Genomic DNA, 18,235 nt, shown 5'->3' on the forward strand with positions numbered 1-18,235 from the left:
GGGTGTGGGCCAGAACACGTACGAAACGGTTTCGTTTCGCTGGGGACGGGGGTACCTTCATACGGTACGAAACCGTTTCGTTCGCTCTCCGTCGGTCCACGAGCGGGCGATCCCCGGACAGGAGACACGGCATGGCACGCAGCAGACTCACTCCCGAGCGGGAGTCCGAGCTGTACGCGGCCGTGCTCGACCTCCTCCGAGAGGTCGGCTACGACGCCCTCACCATGGACGCCGTCGCCGCCCGCACCCACTCCAGCAAGGCCACCCTCTACCGCCAGTGGGGGAGCAAGCCCGAGCTGGTCGCCCGGGCGCTGCGCGCCAACAAGCCGGCCGGCTTCGCCGAGATCGACACCGGCTCGCTGCGCGGCGACTTCCGGGCCATGCTCGAACGGACCGACGACTGCCAGATGGAGAAGGACTCCGCGCTGATGCGGGGTCTGGCCCATGCCGTCCACGACAACCCCGACCTGTACCGGGCGCTGCGCGAACTGCTCGTCGAACCCGAGATGAACGGTTTCGAGGAAGTGCTGCGCCGGGCGGTCCGCAGGGGCGAGGTCGACGCCGACAACCCGGCGCTGAAGCTCGTCCCGCACATGCTGATCGGCGCGTTCGTCGCCCGCCCGCTGATCGAGGATCAGCCGGTCGACCACGCGTTCCTCAGTGCCTACGTCGACGCCGTCGTGCTCCCCTCACTCGGCGTCTGAGCCCCACGGGGCCGCCTCTCCGGAGGCCCCGGCACCACCCTCTCCACCTGACGTCGCGCCGCTCACGCCGTCGGGCCGGCTCCCCATGCCCTTGTCCCTCAACACCGGGAGTACGCCCCCGTGGCCACGTTCCTGTACAAACTGGGTCGCTCCGCCTTCCGGCGCCGACGGCTCGTCGCCCTCCTCTGGGTGGCGCTCCTCGCGCTCGCCGGCGTCGGCGCCGCGACCGCGCCCACCGCCACCTCCAGCTCCTTCTCGATCCCCGGCACCGAGGCCCAGCGCGCCTTCGACCTGCTCGAAGAGCGCTTCCCGGGCGCCGGAGCCGACGGGGCCACCGCCCGCGTCGTCTTCAAGGCCCCCGAGGGCCAGAAGGTCACCGACCCGGCGCACAAGGCCGTCGTCGAGGAGACCGTCGCCGCGCTCAAGTCCGGCTCGGACCAGATCGTCTCGGTCGCCGACCCGTACACCGCGCAAGCCGTCTCGCAGAACGGCTCCACCGCCTACGTCTCCGTCGCGTACAAGGTCAACGCCATGGAGCTGACCGACGAGACGCGCGAGGCCCTGAAGCAGGCCGGGCACCAGGCGCAGGGCAAGGGCCTGACGGTCGAGGTCGGCGGCGACGCCCTCCAGACCATGCCCGAGACCGGCGCGGGCGAGGTCGTCGGCGTGGTCATCGCCGGCATCGTGCTCGTCATCACCTTCGGCTCGCTCGTCGCCGCCGGACTCCCGCTGCTCACCGCGATCATCGGCGTCGGCATCGGCGTCTCCTCGATCACGGCGCTCGCGAACGTCCTCGACCTCGGCTCCACCACCTCCACCCTCGCGATGATGATCGGCCTCGCGGTCGGCATCGACTACGCCCTCTTCATCGTCTCCCGCTACCGCGCGGAGCTGGCCGAGGGCCGGGACCAGGAGGAGGCCGCGGGCCGCGCGACCGGCACGGCCGGCTCCGCCGTCGTCTTCGCCGGGCTCACCGTCGTCATCGCCCTCGTCGGCCTGGCCGTCGTCAACATCCCGATGCTGACGAAGATGGGCTTCGCCGCCGCCGGCACGGTCGTCATCGCCGTCCTCATCGCGCTCACCCTGATCCCGGCCCTGCTCGGCTTCGCCGGGGACAAGGTCGTCGGCCGCAAGCAGCGCAAGGGCGCGGCCTCCGAGGGCGACGAGAAGGGGGAGAAGCCGAACGGCGGCACCCGCTGGGCCCGCTTCGTCATCCGCCGCCCCGTGCTCGTGCTCCTCGTCGGCGTCCTCGGCCTCGGCGCGATCGCCGTGCCCGCCGCCTCCCTGGAGATGGGCCTGCCGGACGACGGCGTGAAGCCGGTCTCCACCACCGAGCGCCGGGCGTACGACATGCTGTCCGACGGCTTCGGTCCCGGCTTCAACGGCCCGCTGCTCGTCGTCGTCGACGGCGACAAGGCCGCCGCCGACACGACGGTCTCCACGATCAAGAAGCTCGAAGGCTGGGCCGCCGTCACCCCGGCGACCCCGAACAAGGCCGGCGACGCCGCGATGATCACCGTGGTCCCGAAGGACCGCCCGTCCTCCGTCGCCACCGAGAACCTCGTCCACGACATCCGCGACGCCACCGGCGACGACGTCCTCGTCACCGGCGCCACCGCGATGAACATCGACTTCTCGCAGAAGATGAACGACGCCCTGGTGCCCTACCTGGCCCTCGTCGTCGGCCTCGCCTTCCTGCTCCTGACCCTGGTCTTCCGCTCGGTCCTCGTCCCCCTGAAGGCGGCCCTCGGCTTCCTGCTCTCGGTGGTCGCGGCCCTCGGCGCGGTCGTCGCGGTCTTCCAGTGGGGCTGGCTCGGCGGCCTCTTCGGGGTCGAGCAGACCGGCCCGATCATGTCGATGATGCCGATCTTCATGGTGGGCGTGGTCTTCGGCCTCGCGATGGACTACGAGGTCTTCCTCGTCACCCGGATGCGGGAGGCGTACGTCCACGGCGAGCGTCCCGGCGAGGCGATCGTGACCGGCTTCCGGCACAGCGCCCGGGTGGTCACCGCCGCCGCGGTGATCATGATCGCGGTCTTCTCCGGCTTCATCGGGATGACCGACCAGATGATCAAGATGATCGGCTTCGGCCTGGCCGTCGCGGTCCTCTTCGACGCCTTCGTGGTCCGCATGGCGATCGTCCCGGCCGTCCTGGCGCTGCTCGGCCACAAGGCCTGGTGGCTGCCGAAGTGGCTGGACCGCGCCCTGCCGAACGTGGACGTGGAGGGCGAGGGCCTCGCCGACCACGTCGGCGGGACCGGCACGGAGGAGAAGCCGGACCTCGTGAAGGTCTGATCCGCCGAGCGCCCGACGCCGTCGGCACGTCGCCCGTCAGCGACGTGCCGACGGCGTCCGCGTGCCCGACACGTCCGAGGGGGCGGAGGAGTACGTGTGGCGCAGGAAGCGGACCAGGGCGGCGGTGTCGAACTGGACGACCTCCACCCCCTCCTCCGTGTGGAACTCGACCACCGTCTGCACCCGGCCGCACGGCCAGACGCCGATGTCGCCGCGCCGGGTCGGATTCCGCAGGCCCGTCTCCAGGAGGGCGCGCGGGAAGGACCACTCGACGGCGCCGGGGAAGACGAAGCGGACGGTCGCCGGGGAGTATCCGGGGTCGTAGCGGAGGGCCACCGGGACGGGTCGGGAGAGCGGGGCGTCGGTGATGATCCGACCCTTGGCACGGTCGTCGACGGCGGGGGCGGGTGCGGTGGCCATCGGTGGCTCCTGACTTTTTGTCCTCTTATAGGCCAATGTGGCACTTCTTCCCCGTGATCGCACGGCTCATGCGGGGAAGGGTGCGGCCATGATGTGACCCATGCGCTCTTGCAAGCCCTTCGCAGGAGCGCCCATCATTCCGACGTGCATGTACCTGACGGATTCATCAACGCCCCCGTATCGGCCGTCGCCGGTGTCGTCGCCGCCGGCGCCGTCGCCGTCAGCCTGCGCGGAGCCCGCCGCGAACTGGACGAGCGCACCGCGCCGCTCGCCGGGCTCGTCGCGGCCTTCGTCTTCGCCGTCCAGATGCTGAACTTCCCGGTCGCCGCCGGGACCAGCGGACACCTCCTCGGCGGCGCGCTCGCCGCGATACTCGTCGGCCCCTGGACCGGCGTCCTGTGCATATCGGTCGTCCTGCTCATGCAGGGCGTCCTCTTCGCGGACGGCGGCCTCACCGCGCTCGGCGTGAACATCGACGTCATGGGCGTCGTCACCGTCGTCGTGGCCTACGCGCTCTTCCGGGGCCTCGTCCTGGTCCTGCCGCGCACCCGCCGCTCGGTGACCGCCGCCTCCTTCGTCGCCGCGCTCGTCTCCGTACCGGCCGCGGCCGTCGCCTTCACCCTGGTCTACGCGGTCGGCGGCACCACCGACGTCCCCGTCGGCAAGGTCCTCACGGCCATGGCCGGCGTCCACGTCCTCATCGGGATCGGCGAGGCCGTCATCACCATGCTGACCGTCGGCGCGGTCCTCGCCGTCCGCCCCGACCTGGTGTACGGCGCGCGCGGCCTGACCGCCCCGCTCAAGCTCCGGGTCGACGGCGAGCTGGTCGACGCCGCGCCCGCCGCCCCGGCCGCCCCCGCCCAGGGCTCCCCCAAGAAGCTGTGGATCGGCGGCGTCGTCACCGCCCTCGTCCTCGCCGGCTTCGTCTCCTTCTACGCCTCCGCCAGCCCCGACGGCCTGGAGAAGGTCGCCGCCGACCAGGGCATCGACGCCAAGGCCGAGGAGTACGAGCACGCCACCGCGGACTCCCCGCTCGCCGACTACGGCGTCCGGGGCGTCGACGCCGAGCGCCTCTCCGGCGGCCTGGCCGGCGTCATCGGCGTGGGCACCACCCTGGCCGTCGGCACCGGCGTCTTCCTGGTCGTCCGCCGCCGCCGCCCCGCCGCACCGGAAAGCGCCTGACGTGGGCGCGGGCCACGCCCACAAGCTCTACCGGCACGGACACTCGCCGGTCCACGGGCTGCCCGCGCACACCAAGCTCGTCGCCGTCCTCGGCTTCGTCCTGGTCGTCGTCTCGACGCCCCGCGAGGCCGTCTGGGCCTTCGCCCTCTACGCCGCGCTCCTCGCGGCCGTGGCGGCGAAGGCCCGGATCCCGGCCGGCTTCCTGCTGAGGCGGCTCCTCGTCGAGGTGCCGTTCGTCGCGTTCGCGCTGCTCATGCCCTTCGTGGTGCCCGGCGAGCAGACGCGGGTCCTCGGGATTTCGCTGAGCGTCCCCGGCCTGTGGGGCGCCTGGAACGTCCTCGCCAAGGGCACCCTCGGCGTCGCCGCCTCCGTACTCCTCGCCACCACGACCGAACTGCGCTCCCTGCTCCTCGGCCTCCAGCGGCTCAAGCTGCCGCCGCTGCTCGTCCAGATCGCCTCCTTCATGATCCGGTACGGCGACGTCATCACCGACGAGATGCGCCGCATGTCCGTCGCCCGCCGCTCGCGCGGCTTCGAGGCGCGGGGCGTGCGCCACTGGGGCGTCCTCGCCAAGTCCGCGGGCGCGCTCTTCATCCGCTCGTACGAGCGCGGGGAACGGGTCCACCTGGCCATGGTCAGCCGCGGCTACACCGGCACCATCCCGGTCCTCGACGAGGTGGCGGCCACCCGCGCCCAGTGGGCGTGCGCCGCCGCGCTGCCGCTCGCCGCCCTCCTGATCTGCCTCCTGGGACGGACCTTCCTGTGACCCCTCCTGCGACCTCTCCCATGACCGCTCCCGCCTCCCTCGACGTCCGCGGCCTCGCGTACGCCTACCCCGACGGCCACCAGGCCCTCTTCGGGGTGAACCTGACCGTCGGGCGCGGCGAGCGGGTCGCCCTCCTCGGCCCCAACGGCGCCGGCAAGACCACCCTGGTCCTCCACCTCAACGGCATCCTCACCGGCGGCGCGGGCACCGTCACCGTCGCCGGGCTCCCGGTCGGCCGGAAGCACATGGCCGAGATCCGCCGCAAGGTCGGCATCGTCTTCCAGGACCCCGACGACCAGCTGTTCATGCCGACCGTCCGAGAGGACGTGGCCTTCGGCCCGGCCGCCGCCGGACTGCGCGGCGCCGAGCTCGACGCCGTGGTGCGGCGGGCCCTGGAGCGGGTCGGGATGGCGGAGTACGCGGACCGGCCGCCGCACCACCTCTCCTTCGGGCAGCGCCGCCGGGTCGCGGTGGCGACCGTCCTCGCCATGGAGCCGGAGATCCTCGTCCTGGACGAACCGTCCTCCAACCTGGACCCGGCCTCGCGCCGCGAGCTCGCCGACGTCCTGCGCTCCCTGGACGTCACCGTCCTGATGGTCACCCACGACCTGCCGTACGCCCTGGAGCTCTGCCCGCGCGCGGTGGTCCTCAGCGAGGGCGTCATCGCCGCCGACGGCCCGACCGGCGAACTCCTCGCGGACGGGGAGCTGATGGCCCGGCACCGCCTGGAGCTGCCGTTCGGCTTCGTACCGCAGTCGGTGGCCTGAGGCCCCGTCCTCCGGCGGTCCGAGGTCCCGTCCTCCGCTGCCCCGAGGGCCCCGGAATCGGCCCTCCGCGTGCCGCGTTGCACCATGGGGGTCGGAGCACGGCAAGGCGAGGAGCGGGAACGTGGACGTGGACGTCCGGGGCACGGTGGCGGCGGGCTGGGAGCCCGTCGGGGACGCGTTCCTGCGCGTCTTCGAGCAGCGCGGCGAGCGCGGGGCGGCCGTCGCCGTCCACCACGACGGCGTGAAGGTCGTCGACCTGTGGGCGGGCGTCAAGGACGTCGACGGGGAGGAGCCCTGGACCGAGGACACCGCCCAGGTCGTCCGCTCGGCCACCAAGGGCGTCGCCGCCGCCGTCCCCCTGCTCCTCCACCAGCGCGGCCTGCTCGACCTGGACGCCCCCGTCGCCGCGTACTGGCCCGAGTTCAAGGCGGCCGGCAAGGACCGCGCGACCGTACGGGACCTGCTCGCGCACCGGGCCGGCGTGCCCGTCCTGGACCGGCCGCTCACCCTCGCCGAGGCCGCCGACCTGCCGACGGCGACGGCCGCGATCGCCGCCCAGGCCCCCGTCTGGGAGCCCGGCACCGCCCACGGCTACCACGCCCACACCTTCAGCTGGCTGCTCTCCGGCCTGGTCCACCGGGTCACCGGCCGGACCATCGGCCGCTGGGTGGCCGACGAGATCGCCGGACCGCTCGGCCTCGACCTGTGGATCGGGCTGCCGGACGCGGAGGCCCACCGGGTCGGCCGCATCGGCCCCGTCGAGGAGGTCGAACCGGCCGGGAGCGGGGCGCTCCGGCTCCGCCCCAAGCGCGCGGTCACCGAGGCGTACGGGGACCCGGACTCGCTCACCCGGCGCGCCTTCGGCGTCATCGACCCGCGGCCCGACGAGAACGACCCCGTCTACCGGGCCGCCGAACTCCCCGGCTCGGCCGGCGTCGCGACCGCCCGCGCGCTCTCCCGCTTCTACGCCGCCGTCCTCGGTCCGGTCGACGGCGCCGAGCGCCTCTTCGCCCCGGCGACGCTCGCCCTCGCCCGTACCGAGGAGTCGGCGGGCACGGACCGGGTGCTGCTCGTCGGCACCCGCTTCGGCCTCGGGCACATGCTGCACGGCCCGGCCTCGCCGCTCCTCGGCCCGTCCTCCTTCGGCCACCCGGGCCGGGGCGGCTCCCTGGGCTTCGCGGACCCCGACTCCGGGATCGCCTTCGGATACGTCACCAACGGAATGCGGAAGACGGTCACGGCGGACCCGCGCGCCCAGGCGCTCGTCCGGGCGGTCCGCGCGGTGACGGCCTGACGGGCCCGCCGTCGCGGATCAGACCGCCGACGGCGTCAGCGCGAGCACGACCCCGAGGCCCACGAGCACGGTGCCGATGGCCTTGTTGAGCACGGTCTGCCGTCGCAGCAGCCGGTCCCGCAGGGCCTGTTGGGAGAAGAGCAGCGCGGCGAGCGCGAACCACACCAGGTGCGCGAACGACATGAACAGGCCGTAGCCGATCTGCTGGGGGACGGGGGTGTCGGCGCTGACGACCTGGGTGTAGGTGCTCAGGACGAACAGCATCGTCTTCGGGTTGAGCGCGTTCGTCAGGAAGCCGGTGCGCAGCGCACCCGCCTTCGACGGGCCCTCGCCGTCCGACAGGTCGACGTCCACCCGGGCCTTGGTGACGAAGGTCCGGTAGCCGATGTACACCAGGTACGCGGCGCCGACCAGCTTCATCGCCGTGAAGAGGGCCGGACTCCGGGACACCAGGAGCCCGACGCCCAGCATGGTGTACGTGACGTGGACGAGGACGCCCAGCGCGATGCCGACGGCGGCGAGGACCCCGGCGGTCCGCCCGTACAGATAGCTGTTGCGGACGGTCATCGCGAAGTCCGCGCCGGGACTGATGACGGCCAGGACGGTGATGACCGCCACGGCGATGAGCTGACCCATGATCCGGTCGTTCCCGTCTTCTCGTGCGGACCGGGACGGGATGCGGATCCGCGCCGGACGCCAGGGCTTGCGACAGTAGGTGATCACCGGCGCGCCGCGCGAGGCGGTTTCCCGCCACGCGCCCGGGCCTGGTGCGGACGGCGGTTCCGGTGCTGTGATCACCCCATGGAGCACACGGGACGCACGGAACGCACGGAACGTAGGGAACGCACGGAGCGCACGGAGCGCACGGACCTCCGGGAACGGCTCGGCGGGTACGGGGTGCTGATCACCGGCGCGGCGCGCGGCATCGGCGCGGCGACCGCGCGGCGCCTCGCGGCGGAGGGCGCGCGGGTCCTCGTCACGGACGTGGACGAGGAGGCGGCCCGGGCGACGGCGGCCGGGCTGCCGGGGGCGCAGTCCGTACGCTGCGACGTGTCCGACCAGGGGTCGGTGGACGCGGCCGTGGCGTACGCGGTGGAGGCCTTCGGGGGTCTCGACGTCCTCGTGAACAACGCGCTCGGGCCCGTGGCCCCCGACCGGGACCGCTTCGAGGACGAGCCGGACGAGGTCTGGACGGTCCAGCACGAGGTCACGTTCATGGGGGCGGTGCGCTGCTCGCGGGCGGCCCTGCCGCACCTGGCGGCGGGCGGGCGCGGGGCGATCGTCACCATCGGGTCGGTCAACGCGGAGGCGGACTTCGGCAACCACGCGTACAGCGCGGCCAAGGCCGGGCTCGCCTCCTTCACCCGCACCCTGGCGGGGGACGCGGCGGCGCGCGGGGTCCGGGTCAACCAGATCAACCCGGGCACGATCGCGACCAGGGCGTGGGAGGGCAGGGAGGACGGGCTCGCCGCCCTGGCCGAGCGGGTCTATCCGCTGGGCCGCGTCGGCACCCCCGAGGACATCGCCGCCGCCGTCGCCTTCCTCGCCTCCCCGGACGCCTCCTGGATCACCGGCACGGTCCTGCGCGTCGACGGCGGACTCCTCGCGGTGAACCGGCACTTCGCGGAGGTGCTGGGGGACTGAGGGGGGACTGAGGAGGGAGGGGACCGCCGGGGGAAAACGTTCGCGGCGCTCCGGAGCCCGGTGACAGGGTGCGGGGCATGGCATCCCCGTACGAGATCCGCGCGGACCACGACGCGGACACGATCGTGGTCTACCAGGCGTACCCGCCCGCCCTCGCCGACGCGGCGCTGCGGGCGGGCCGCTTCGTGGCGCCGTTCTCCTTCCACCGGATGACGTGGATCAAGCCGTCGTTCCTGTGGCTGATGCACCGCAGCAACTGGGGCCGCAAACCGGGCCAGGAGAGGATCCTGGCGGTGCGGATCACCCGGGAGGGCTGGGAGGCGGCCCTCGCGGAGGCGGTCCTGACGACGGCGGACCCGGACGTCCTGTCCCGGGCGCCGGTCCACGTCCAGTGGGACCCGGAGCGCTCCCCGCGCGGAGCGGCCCTGAACCACTACAGCATCCAGGTCGGCGTCGGCCGCCACCGCGTCCGCGCCCTCACCGACGACTGGACGGTCTCTCTCACGGACCTCACGCCCCGCGTCCGCAAGGCCGCCGACCTCCTCCGGGCGGGCGACGCGGCCCGGGCCCGCCGGCACTTCCCGCCGGAGCGGCGGTACCCGCTGCCGGGGCACCTGGAGGCGCGCCTGACGCCGGGGGCGAACGGGCCCGTGTGAAATCGCTCCGACCGAGCAGGCGGAGGAGAAGGGAAGTCAAGGGAGACGGACGAAGAGAGGACGCGATGAGCACCATCCAACGACCGGTCCACGGCAGCGCCGCCGACGCGTCGGTGGGCGACCTCGTCTCGCGGGCGTCGCAGCAGATCTCGGAGCTGGTCCGCGACGAAATGCGCCTGGCACGGGCGGAGATGACCCAGAAGGGCAAGCGGTACGGCGTGGGCGGCGGCCTGTTCGGCGGCGCCGGCCTGGTCGGCGTCCTGGCCGCGCAGGCCCTCGTGGTGGCCGTGATCGCGGCCCTCGCCCTGGTCCTCCCGGTCTGGGCCTCGGCCCTGATCGTCGCCGTCCTGCTCGCGGCGGGCGCGGCGGGCATGGCCCTGGCGGGCAAGAAGCAGATCGACGAGGCGGGCGCACCGGCCCCCGAGCAGACCATCGACAACGTCAAGGCCGACGTGGCCGAGATCAAGGAGAGGGCCCACCGATGAACCAGCAGCCGCACCGCGACAAGACGGCGGCCGACCTCGGGGAACTGCGCGACCAGGCGGAGCGCACCCGCGACGAACTCGGCCGCACGGTCGAGGCGTTGGCGGCCAAGGCGGACGTGAAGGCGCAGGCCGGGGAGAAGGTGGCCGAGGCCAGGGAGAAGGCGGCGGTCGCGACCGGGAAGGCCAAGGAGAAGGCGGCGCAGTCGGCCGGCCTGGTGAAGGAGAAGACGGCGCAGACCGCCGACCTGGCCCGGGAGAAGGCGGCGGTGGCGTCCGAGAAGGCCAAGGAGAAGGCGGTGGTCGCCGGTGACCTGGTGAAGGAGAAGGCGGTCCAGTCGGCCGACCTGGTCAGGGAGAAGGCGGCGCAGACCGCCGACCTGGTCCAGGAGAAGACCCCCGACCCGGTCCTGGAGAAGGCCGGAGCGGTCGCGGAGAAGGCGAAGGCCAATCGCACCCCGCTGCTCGCCGGGGCCGCCGCCCTGGCGGCCTTCCTGCTCCTGCGCCGGGCCCGCCGCGGCCGCCGCTGAGCCCCGTCGCGGCCGGTCGCCGCCGCCCCGGGGGTATGCCTCCCGGGGCGCGGGGCACACGGAGTCCATGCACGGACACCATGCGCGCCCCAGCAGCAGCACTCTGTTCGGCTCCACCTCCGCCCCGTCGTCCGACCGGACCGCGGGCCGGCACTCACGACCGGGCAGGCTCAGCACCCGCCTCCGCCGCCGCATCGCGGTCTACGGGGCGATCGAGTTCCTGTCCACGCACGATCCCGACGACCCGGGCCCCGGCGAGGAGTGCCTGCTCCTGGTCCACGACCGCCAGGTCGTCGGCGAGATCGACTACCGGATGTGCGCGCGGTGCGCCCGGGGCGTCATCACCGGCGTCACCCTCGACGAACGCTTCCACGGCAGCGGCCTGGGCACCCGCGCCCTCTCCCACCTCCGCGCCCGCCACCCGGGAACCGCCTGGCGCAGCACCCTGACCCTCCGCGCCACCCGCGACCTCCTGCGGCGGATGCGCATCCCGACGGCGGATCCGGGGCCGTTCTGCGCGCACGCGGGCTGACGACCCGCGCCCCTACCCGGGGACGAGCCGCCCGGTGAACCCCGCGTCCCGAAGCCGCTCGTAGGCCGCGACCACGGCCCCGGGGATCTCCTGCTCGATCATGAAACCCCGGGCCGGACAGACGATCAGCCGCTGGACGGCCCCCACGAGCATGTCCAGGACGAGCCGGGCGTCCCCGACGGACTCGACGTACGCGCCGAGCGCCCGGGGAGCGGAGGCGCTGACCACCTCCACCTCCGGCCGGAGCCGCCGGGCGGTCGCGTACGCCCGCCGCTCCTCGTACGGCTTGCTGACGAGCAGCACGGACGACACGTCCACCCCGTGCTCCGCGAGCAGTTCCCGGGAGAACCGGACGTTCTCCCCGGTGTTCCGCGCCCGCGTCTCCACGAGTACGACCTCCTCGGGCACTCCGCCCTCCAGCGCCCGCTCCCGGTAGTGCACGGCCTCGCCGCGCGGCATCCGGTCCCGCGTGGTCGGGCTGGTGGCGCCGGTGAACACGATCAGCGGCGCCATGCCCCGCCGGTACAGCTCCACCGCCACATCGGCCACGCCGAGGTCATGGCTCCCGAGCCCGACGGCGAACTCCACGACGGTGCCGTCCGCCGTGCACGTGGTCCGGCGCGGCTCCACGACCCACTCGCCCGGCGGGCCCGGAGCCTTGGCCGAGAGACAGATCGACCTGAGGAGTCTCGAAGCGGCGCGCGCAGCATGAGCGTTCGCGCCGGAGGATTACCCGAGTCTCCCGTCCGGGCGGGAGGACGGGGAGGGCGACGTCGGTCCCTCGCCCGGCGGGCGTGCCCGCCCCGGCTCCGAGCGCCGCCTGACGGCCCACCACCCCGGCCGTACCTCGGTCAGGAGCGGATGCAGCGACCGCACCGCGGCCCGCAGGCTCTCGTCCGTGACCTCAAGGGGCTCCGGAAGGCTCAGCCCGTACCGGCGCAGCCGCCAGAGGTCGAAGACTTCACTCCCGTCGGTCGAGAAGTCCACATCGATCTCGGTGCCGTCGTCGTGCACGAAGCGGCACCCCGCTCCATGGACCGTGTGCGCGTAGGGACCGATGCGGCCGTTCCGGCTGATCCGGCGCGACCGGGCCCGGTCGAGGACATCCGCCGGCCGCTCCAGCGAGGGGGCCGCCGCCCTCATGGCCTCGTCGATCGCGTCCAGAGCACGGGCGTGACCGAGCACGAGGTCATGTGCGGCGCCGACCTGTTCCATGCGGCCTCATCTCCCTTGAGCCCGCGGACGCAGAGGTGGTCCCACGGGGCGGCATCCCGAACCGGTCAGTCGGTCGTAGCGTGTGACGAGCGGAGTCACTCCGACGGCTCGCGCACGTCCACCAGCGCGCCGCCCGCGTGCGCGACCAGCGACTTCGGGTCGATCGCGAAGACCGTGTGCGGGGTGCCCGCCGCCGCCCACACCACGTCGTGGTCGAGGATCCCCCGGTCCGCGAGGACCCGGGTCCGGGTGCGGTGGCCGAACGGCGGGACGCCGCCGATCGCGTACCCCGTCGTCTCCCGGACCAGCTTCGCGTCGGCCCGGGTCACCTTCTCCGCGCCCAGTTCCTCCCGTACCCGCTCGACGTCCACCCGGGACGCGCCGTCCATCAGGACGAGCACCGGCACCCCGTCCGCCGCGAAGACCAGCGACTTCACGATCTCCGCGACCTCGCAGCCGATCGCGTCGGCGGCCTGTCGGGCGGTGCGGGTCTCGTCCGGGAAGCGGCGGACCTCGACGTCGAGCCCCAGCTCTTCGAGCGCGGCGGCGAACAGGGGGTGGGCGGTGCTGTGGGTCGTCATGGGCGCACGCTAGCGGTCCGTGTACGGGCCACGCGACCCGTTTCGCCCCTCGGGAAACCCGCGCGGATCAGCCCGCCTTCAGGACCCTCGCCACCACCGGGCCCGCCGCGTCGCCCCCGTGCCCGCCGGACTGGACGACGGCCGCCGCCGCGAGGTCGCCGGAGTAGCCGGTGAACCAGCTGTTCGAGGTGGCCTGGTTCCCCACCTCCGCCGAGCCGGTCTTCGCGCCCTTCGGCGAGGGCACCCCGGCCATCGCCTCCGCCGCTGTGCCGTTCGTCGCCGCCGCGTTCATCATCCCGCGCAGGCCCTTGGCGACGCCGGGGGAGAGCGGGGCTGCGGTGGCGAACTCGCGGTCGCCGTACTTCTTCGCCACCAGGTACGGCTGGAGGAACCCGCCGTTCTTCACGGTCGCGGAGAGCGAGGCGACGTTCAGGGCGCTCATCGTGATCTTGCCCTGGCCGATGTACGAGGCGGCGGTCTCCACCGACTCCGACGCGGGGACGCTGCCGTCCCCCGCCGTGACGCCGACCTGCCAGTCGAGCCCGATCCCGAAGGAGTCGCGGGCGGTCGTGCCGAGGGCGGTGTTGTGGATCCCCTTCGCCTTGAGCGGCGTGATCGCCTTGATGAAGGCGGTGTTGCAGGAGCGGCGGAAGGAGTCGGTGAGGGTGCCGCCGTTGATCTCGAAGTCCTCGAGGTTGTGGAACGTGTAGCCGTCCCACTGCACGGTCGGCGGGCACGCGACGGCGCTGCCGGGCATGGCCACGCCCTGCTGCATCATCATGGCCGCCGTCACGATCTTCATCGTCGAGCCGGGGGCCTGCGCCCCCTCCAGGGCCGCGTTGAAGCCCTCCGCCGGGCTGTTCGCCACCGCCCGTATCGCGCCCGTGGACGGCTCGATCGCCGCCACCGAGGCCTGGGAGTACGCCTTGACCGCCTTCTCGGCCGCCGCCTGCACCCCCGCGTCGATGGTGGTCTCGATCGTGCCCGGCTTGCCCTTCCGCAGGACGAGGAGGGTGGTGTCGGCGACGGTCCCGGCGTCCGACTCGATCCAGGTCTCGACCCCGGTCGTGCCGCCGGCCTCCGCCCCGTACCGCTGCCGCAGGGTGTCGATGATCACGCCGAGCGAGGGGTACTTCTCCTTGGTCAGCTCCACCCCGTTCCGGTCGACGGCCCGGACGGAGGCGACCTTCGCGGTGCCGGTGCGCAGCGTCGCGCCGGCGGTCAGCTTCGGGTGGAGGACGGCCGGCAGCCACCGCACCAGCGGCCGGCCGGTGGACGTCCCCCGGACCACGGTCAGCTCGGAGGCGTACGACAGCTCCTTGGACACGCCCTCGTACGAGACCGTCGCCTTCACCGTGAACGGCACCTTCGTGCCGACCGGCGTCCCCGGGACGATCACCGCCTTCGAGACCTTCGCGCCCTCCTTGTAGGCGAGCAGCGCGGGGCCGGCCGTGACCGGGTCGTTCGTGAGCTGAGCGGCCTTGTCCGACTCCCCGGCCGCCCAGGCCGCCAGGAAGTCCTTCGCGGTGGCCGTCGTCTCCTCGGGCGTGACCGGCCCCGATCTCCTCTCCGGTACGGCCTCGCTCCGGGTGTTCACGGTCGAGTCGCCGCCCGTGACCCCGTTCCACAGGTTGTAGCCCCCGTACCCGACCCCGCCCGCGACGACCGCGAAGACCCCTCCGACGATCGCGACCTTGGCTCCACTGCGCATGGCTGCGTTTCCCCTCCCCCAGACGACCGTCCAGTCAAGCAGCGCCTCCTGCGTGTGTCGAGCAACTTCCGTCATGTCCGTCAGGCCGCCGGGCCGCCCGCCACATCCCCCGACCGGTCGTACAACCTTTCGACTTCTGGAGGTGTCGAAGGGGTGAACAGCGTGGGTGACGACCCGTCACCCACGCCTCCGGACATACGACGCGGCATGTGTGAGAGACACGCCGCGACAGGGGGATTGCATGGCACGCGTACGCAAGGCCGTCGTGATCGCGACGGCACTGGTGGCCGGTCTCGGGCCGGTGGCACTGGGCGGGGCCTCCGCCTTCGCCGCACCGGCTCCCGTCCCGGCGACCGCACCGGCTGCCGCACCGGCGGCCGTGGCCGAGGTGGGGACGGTCGAGCAGGAGGGGGGCCGGCTGACCGTTCCCGCCGGCGAGGAGGGGCCGGTCACGCTGCGGCTGAAGGTCTCGCTCCCGGCCGGGGTCACGGGTCCCGTGAAGGCCCGGGTGGAACTGCCCATCACCAACTGGCCGCCCGGTGGCTGGACCGACCACCGGACGGCGGCCCAGATCGACTCCACCTGCGCGATCGACGGGGGCGTGCCCGCGCGGTGCGACTGGGTCGGAACGAGCTTCACCGACGAGCCCGGCCCCTACCGGGTGCTCCTCGACCTGCCGGCCACCGAGGCCGCCACCACCCTCACCTACGCCGTGACGATCGACCTGCCCGAGACGCTCGGGTGGATCGGCTCCCTCGACGCGCCCGTCACGCTGAAGGACGCCGCCGGCACCGTGGTCGCCGAGGGCAAGGCCGGACTCGACGTCGTCCCGGGCCGCCCGGCCTCCTGGAACCGGGGCGCCGTGCACGCCCGCGACAAGGCCGGTGTCCTCTGGCGCTACGAGGGCACCGCCGATCCCGCCCGACCGCTGGCGGAGCCCAAGAGGGTCGGCGGCGGCTGGGACGTCTACAGCGCCGTCGTTCCGGTCGACACCACCCGCGCGAGCGGGCACGGCGACCTCGTCGCCCGGGACAAGGCCGGGGTCCTCTGGTACTACAAGGGCACCGGCGACCCCGCCGCCCCCTTCGCGCCCCGCGTCCGCGTGGGTGCCGGCTGGAACGCCTACACCGCCCTCGTGGGCCGCTCCGGCGACCTCGTCGCCCGGGACGGGGCCGGAGTCCTCTGGTTCTACAGGGCCACCGGCAAGGTCACCGCCCCCTTCGCGCCCCCCGTGCGGGTGGGCGGCGGCTGGAACGCGTACGACCGGCTCACCTCCCTGGGCCTGGACGGCGCCCTGGCCCGGGACACGGACGGCGTGCTGTGGAAGTACGACCCGAGGCCCCTCGCGGGCTCCTCCGACAACCAGCCCTACTATCCGCGGTTCCGGGTGGGCGGCGGCTGGAACGTCTACACCGCCGTCGTCGGCACGACCGACCTCGGCCGCGACCGGACCTCCGACCTGGTGGCCCGTGACAAGGAGGGGAAGCTCTGGCTCTACCAGGGCGTCGCCGGCGAGAACGTCGCCCCCGGCCCCGCCCGCACCCTCGTCGGGAACGGCTGGAACGCGTACGACCTCCTCTTCTGAGCCGCACGGATTCCGGGCCGCACGCCCTCTCGTGCGAAAGGCCGCGGGCCCCGGGAGACAGATCCCCGGGGCCCGCGGCCCTGTCGTGTCCGGTCTCACACCGCTCTCACACCCACGTGTCCAGCCACATCCGCCCCCGCCAGTCCTCCAGCGGAATCGGCGTGCCCGTGTAGATCGGCCAGAAGTAGATGAAGTTCCAGACGATGAGCAGGACGAGGCAGCCCGCCGCCACCGCGCCGAAGGTGCGGCGCTTCTCCGAGGAGCCCCGGGGGCCGATGAGCGCGCCCAGCATCATGGCGACCGCCAGGCAGAGGAAGGGCACGAAGACGACCGCGTAGAAGAGGAAGATGGTGCGCTCCTGGTAGAGGAACCAGGGGAGCCAGCCGGCCGCGATGCCGCAGGCGATCGCGCCCGCGCGCCAGTCGCGGCGGAAGGCCCAGCGCCACAGGACGTACAGGATCGCGAAGCAGGCGGCCCACCACAGGAGCGGGGTGCCCAGGGCGAGGACCTCCTGGGCGCACTTCTCGGTCGCGTCGGCCGGGCAGCCCTTCGCGCCGGGCGCCGGGGACTCGTAGAAGTACGAGACGGGGCGGCCGAGGACGATCCAGGACCAGGGGTTCGACTCGTACGTGTGCGGCGAGGTCAGGCCCACGTGGAACGAGTAGACCTCGGTCTCGTAGTGCCAGAGGCTGCGCAGCCACTCCGGCAGCCAGCTCCAGGTCCCGCCGCCGTTCAGCTTGTCCTGGTCGGCGGCCCAGGAGCGGAAGTAGCCCTTGTCGCTGACGATCCAGCCGGTCCAGGTCACCAGGTACGTCACGATCGCGACCGGCACCACCGACACGAACGCCGGGACCAGGTCCTTCTTCGCCACCGCCAGGTGCGGCTGGACCGCGCCCGCCGTGCGCCGCCCCGCCACGTCCCACAGGACCGTCATCAGGCCGAAGGCCACCATGACGTACAGGCCGTTCCACTTCGTCGCCGCCGCGAGCCCCAGCATCACCCCGGCCGCGATCCGCCACGGCCGCCAGCCGAGGCGCAGCGTCTCCGCGATCTCCCTGTCCGGCCGCAGCACCCCCTCCTCGTCCTCCGGGAGCGCCGCCGCCAGCCGCTTCCTGACCCGGTCGCGGTCCAGGACGAAGCAGCCGAAGGAGGCGAGCACGAAGAACATCAGCACCTGGTCGAGGAGCGCGGTGCGGCTCATCACGAAGTGCAGCCCGTCGACCGCCAGCAGCAGGCCCGCCAGACAGCCCAGGAGCGTCGAGCGGAACAGGCGCCGCCCGATCCGGCACAGCATGAGCACCGACAGGGTGCCCAGCAGGGCCACCATGAAGCGCCAGCCGAACGGCTCGAAGCCGATCAGCTTCTCGCCCAGGCCGATCACCCATTTGCCCATCGGCGGATGGACGACGTAGCCCGGGTCGGTCGGCACGAGCACCGAGCCCGGGTCGGCGAGGACCGTCTTGTCGATGTCCTTCGGCCAGGCCCCCTCGTACCCCTGGTTGATCAGCGCCCAGGAGTCCTTGGCGTAGTACGTCTCGTCGAATATCACCGCGTTCGGCTTGCCCAGGTTCCAGAACCGGAGCACGCCCGCGACCGCCGTGACCAGGAGCGGGCCGCCCCAGGCGAGCAGCCGCCACAGCCGTTCGGCCCGGTCGGGGCCGACGCCGAGGAGCGACCACACGCGCGCGGAGGGCCGGGTGTACGGGGGGTCGAGCCGCTCCCGCAGCCCGATGGGGGCGGCGCTTCCGGCGGGGGGCGCGTAGCCGAAGCGCCGGAGCCGCTGCTGCCACGAAGAGGGCTCTGCCACGGACTGCCGGCCCTCCAGGGTCTCGGGTGCGGTACTGGTCACCGCGCCATCGTAGGGAACGCGC

19 protein-coding genes are annotated in these 18,235 nt (G+C 73.2%); 12 read left to right on the plus strand and 7 right to left on the minus strand.

Annotated features, from left to right (window positions below; translation table 11 throughout):
- Window positions 1–131 precede the first annotated feature (131 nt).
- Together ACIQD7_RS26045 and ACIQD7_RS26050 are read left to right on the plus strand one after the other, a co-directional pair.
- Window positions 132–704 (plus strand): TetR/AcrR family transcriptional regulator, encoded by a 573-nt coding sequence (locus ACIQD7_RS26045; RefSeq protein ID WP_402444665.1) that lies wholly within the window; start codon window positions 132–134, stop codon window positions 702–704.
- A 120-nt stretch (window positions 705–824) separates the two neighbouring features.
- Window positions 825–2,999, plus strand: coding sequence for an MMPL family transporter (locus ACIQD7_RS26050; RefSeq protein WP_402444667.1), 2,175 nt, complete (start codon window positions 825–827; stop codon window positions 2,997–2,999).
- A gap of 36 nt (window positions 3,000–3,035) precedes the next feature.
- Here ACIQD7_RS26050 and ACIQD7_RS26055 read toward each other — a convergent pair whose 3' ends face one another.
- Window positions 3,036–3,419 carry an SsgA family sporulation/cell division regulator gene (locus ACIQD7_RS26055; protein ID WP_121830966.1) on the minus strand — a complete coding sequence of 128 codons (384 nt, stop codon included), beginning with the start codon at window positions 3,417–3,419 and terminating at the stop codon, window positions 3,036–3,038.
- Between the two features lie 144 nt (window positions 3,420–3,563).
- On the opposite strand from ACIQD7_RS26055, the gene ACIQD7_RS26060 reads away from it, so the two are divergent.
- The 4 genes from ACIQD7_RS26060 (at window position 3,564) to ACIQD7_RS26075 (ending at window position 7,428) form a co-directional block, all read left to right on the plus strand.
- A complete protein-coding gene (locus ACIQD7_RS26060; RefSeq protein ID WP_402444669.1) occupies window positions 3,564–4,601 on the plus strand; it encodes an energy-coupling factor ABC transporter permease in 1,038 nt (345 codons plus the stop codon).
- A gap of 1 nt (window position 4,602) precedes the next feature.
- Window positions 4,603–5,367: a cobalt ECF transporter T component CbiQ gene (cbiQ, locus tag ACIQD7_RS26065; RefSeq protein WP_402444671.1), complete on the plus strand. Its 765-nt coding sequence runs from the start codon at window positions 4,603–4,605 to the stop codon at window positions 5,365–5,367.
- Between the two features lie 20 nt (window positions 5,368–5,387).
- A complete protein-coding gene (locus ACIQD7_RS26070) occupies window positions 5,388–6,134 on the plus strand; it encodes an energy-coupling factor ABC transporter ATP-binding protein (RefSeq protein WP_402444673.1) in 747 nt (248 codons plus the stop codon).
- Between the two features lie 121 nt (window positions 6,135–6,255).
- Window positions 6,256–7,428, plus strand: coding sequence for a serine hydrolase domain-containing protein (locus ACIQD7_RS26075; RefSeq protein WP_402444675.1), 1,173 nt, complete (start codon window positions 6,256–6,258; stop codon window positions 7,426–7,428).
- An 18-nt stretch (window positions 7,429–7,446) separates the two neighbouring features.
- On the opposite strand, the gene ACIQD7_RS26080 is transcribed toward ACIQD7_RS26075, so the two are convergent.
- Window positions 7,447–8,064 carry a LysE family translocator gene (locus tag ACIQD7_RS26080; RefSeq protein WP_402444677.1) on the minus strand — a complete coding sequence of 206 codons (618 nt, stop codon included), beginning with the start codon at window positions 8,062–8,064 and terminating at the stop codon, window positions 7,447–7,449.
- A 165-nt stretch (window positions 8,065–8,229) separates the two neighbouring features.
- Here ACIQD7_RS26080 and ACIQD7_RS26085 point away from each other — a divergent pair, with 165 nt between their 5' ends.
- The 5 genes from ACIQD7_RS26085 (at window position 8,230) to ACIQD7_RS26105 (ending at window position 11,272) form a co-directional block, all read left to right on the plus strand.
- Complete coding sequence (locus ACIQD7_RS26085; RefSeq protein ID WP_402444679.1) at window positions 8,230–9,072, plus strand: SDR family NAD(P)-dependent oxidoreductase; 843 nt, start codon at window positions 8,230–8,232, stop codon at window positions 9,070–9,072.
- Between the two features lie 77 nt (window positions 9,073–9,149).
- Complete coding sequence (locus ACIQD7_RS26090) at window positions 9,150–9,728, plus strand: DUF4291 domain-containing protein (protein WP_402444681.1); 579 nt, start codon at window positions 9,150–9,152, stop codon at window positions 9,726–9,728.
- A gap of 65 nt (window positions 9,729–9,793) precedes the next feature.
- Entirely contained in the window at window positions 9,794–10,213 is a 420-nt protein-coding gene (locus ACIQD7_RS26095) for a phage holin family protein (protein WP_402444683.1), read from the plus strand.
- The gene (locus ACIQD7_RS26100) at window positions 10,210–10,740 is read left to right on the plus strand and encodes a DUF3618 domain-containing protein (protein WP_402444684.1); all 531 of its coding nucleotides are present in this window, start codon (window positions 10,210–10,212) and stop codon (window positions 10,738–10,740) included. Before ACIQD7_RS26095 ends, ACIQD7_RS26100 begins: the two co-directional genes overlap by 4 nt.
- Window positions 10,741–10,807: 67 nt before the next feature.
- A complete protein-coding gene (locus ACIQD7_RS26105) occupies window positions 10,808–11,272 on the plus strand; it encodes a hypothetical protein (protein ID WP_402444686.1) in 465 nt (154 codons plus the stop codon).
- A gap of 12 nt (window positions 11,273–11,284) precedes the next feature.
- Here ACIQD7_RS26105 and ACIQD7_RS26110 read toward each other — a convergent pair whose 3' ends face one another.
- The 4 genes from ACIQD7_RS26110 to ACIQD7_RS26125 form a co-directional block, all read right to left on the minus strand.
- A complete protein-coding gene (locus tag ACIQD7_RS26110) occupies window positions 11,285–11,902 on the minus strand; it encodes a YdcF family protein (RefSeq protein ID WP_402444688.1) in 618 nt (205 codons plus the stop codon).
- Window positions 11,903–12,001: 99 nt separating this feature from the next.
- Complete coding sequence (locus ACIQD7_RS26115) at window positions 12,002–12,487, minus strand: DUF6896 domain-containing protein (RefSeq protein ID WP_402444689.1); 486 nt, start codon at window positions 12,485–12,487, stop codon at window positions 12,002–12,004.
- A 95-nt stretch (window positions 12,488–12,582) separates the two neighbouring features.
- Entirely contained in the window at window positions 12,583–13,068 is a 486-nt protein-coding gene (locus tag ACIQD7_RS26120) for a YbaK/EbsC family protein (protein WP_402444691.1), read from the minus strand.
- A 67-nt stretch (window positions 13,069–13,135) separates the two neighbouring features.
- Window positions 13,136–14,779, minus strand: a complete 1,644-nt coding sequence (locus ACIQD7_RS26125) for a penicillin-binding transpeptidase domain-containing protein (protein ID WP_402444693.1) — start codon at window positions 14,777–14,779, stop codon at window positions 13,136–13,138.
- A 241-nt stretch (window positions 14,780–15,020) separates the two neighbouring features.
- On the opposite strand from ACIQD7_RS26125, the gene ACIQD7_RS26130 reads away from it, so the two are divergent.
- The gene (locus tag ACIQD7_RS26130; RefSeq protein WP_402444695.1) at window positions 15,021–16,364 is read left to right on the plus strand and encodes a hypothetical protein; all 1,344 of its coding nucleotides are present in this window, start codon (window positions 15,021–15,023) and stop codon (window positions 16,362–16,364) included.
- Window positions 16,365–16,470: 106 nt separating this feature from the next.
- Here ACIQD7_RS26130 and ACIQD7_RS26135 read toward each other — a convergent pair whose 3' ends face one another.
- On the minus strand, window positions 16,471–18,213 hold the full coding sequence (locus ACIQD7_RS26135; protein ID WP_402444697.1) for a dolichyl-phosphate-mannose--protein mannosyltransferase: 1,743 nt from the start codon (window positions 18,211–18,213) through the stop codon (window positions 16,471–16,473).
- Window positions 18,214–18,235 lie beyond the last annotated feature (22 nt).

The sequence above is a fragment of the Streptomyces sp. NPDC093071 genome (genome assembly GCF_044754545.1).
Classification (GTDB): domain Bacteria; phylum Actinomycetota; class Actinomycetes; order Streptomycetales; family Streptomycetaceae; genus Streptomyces.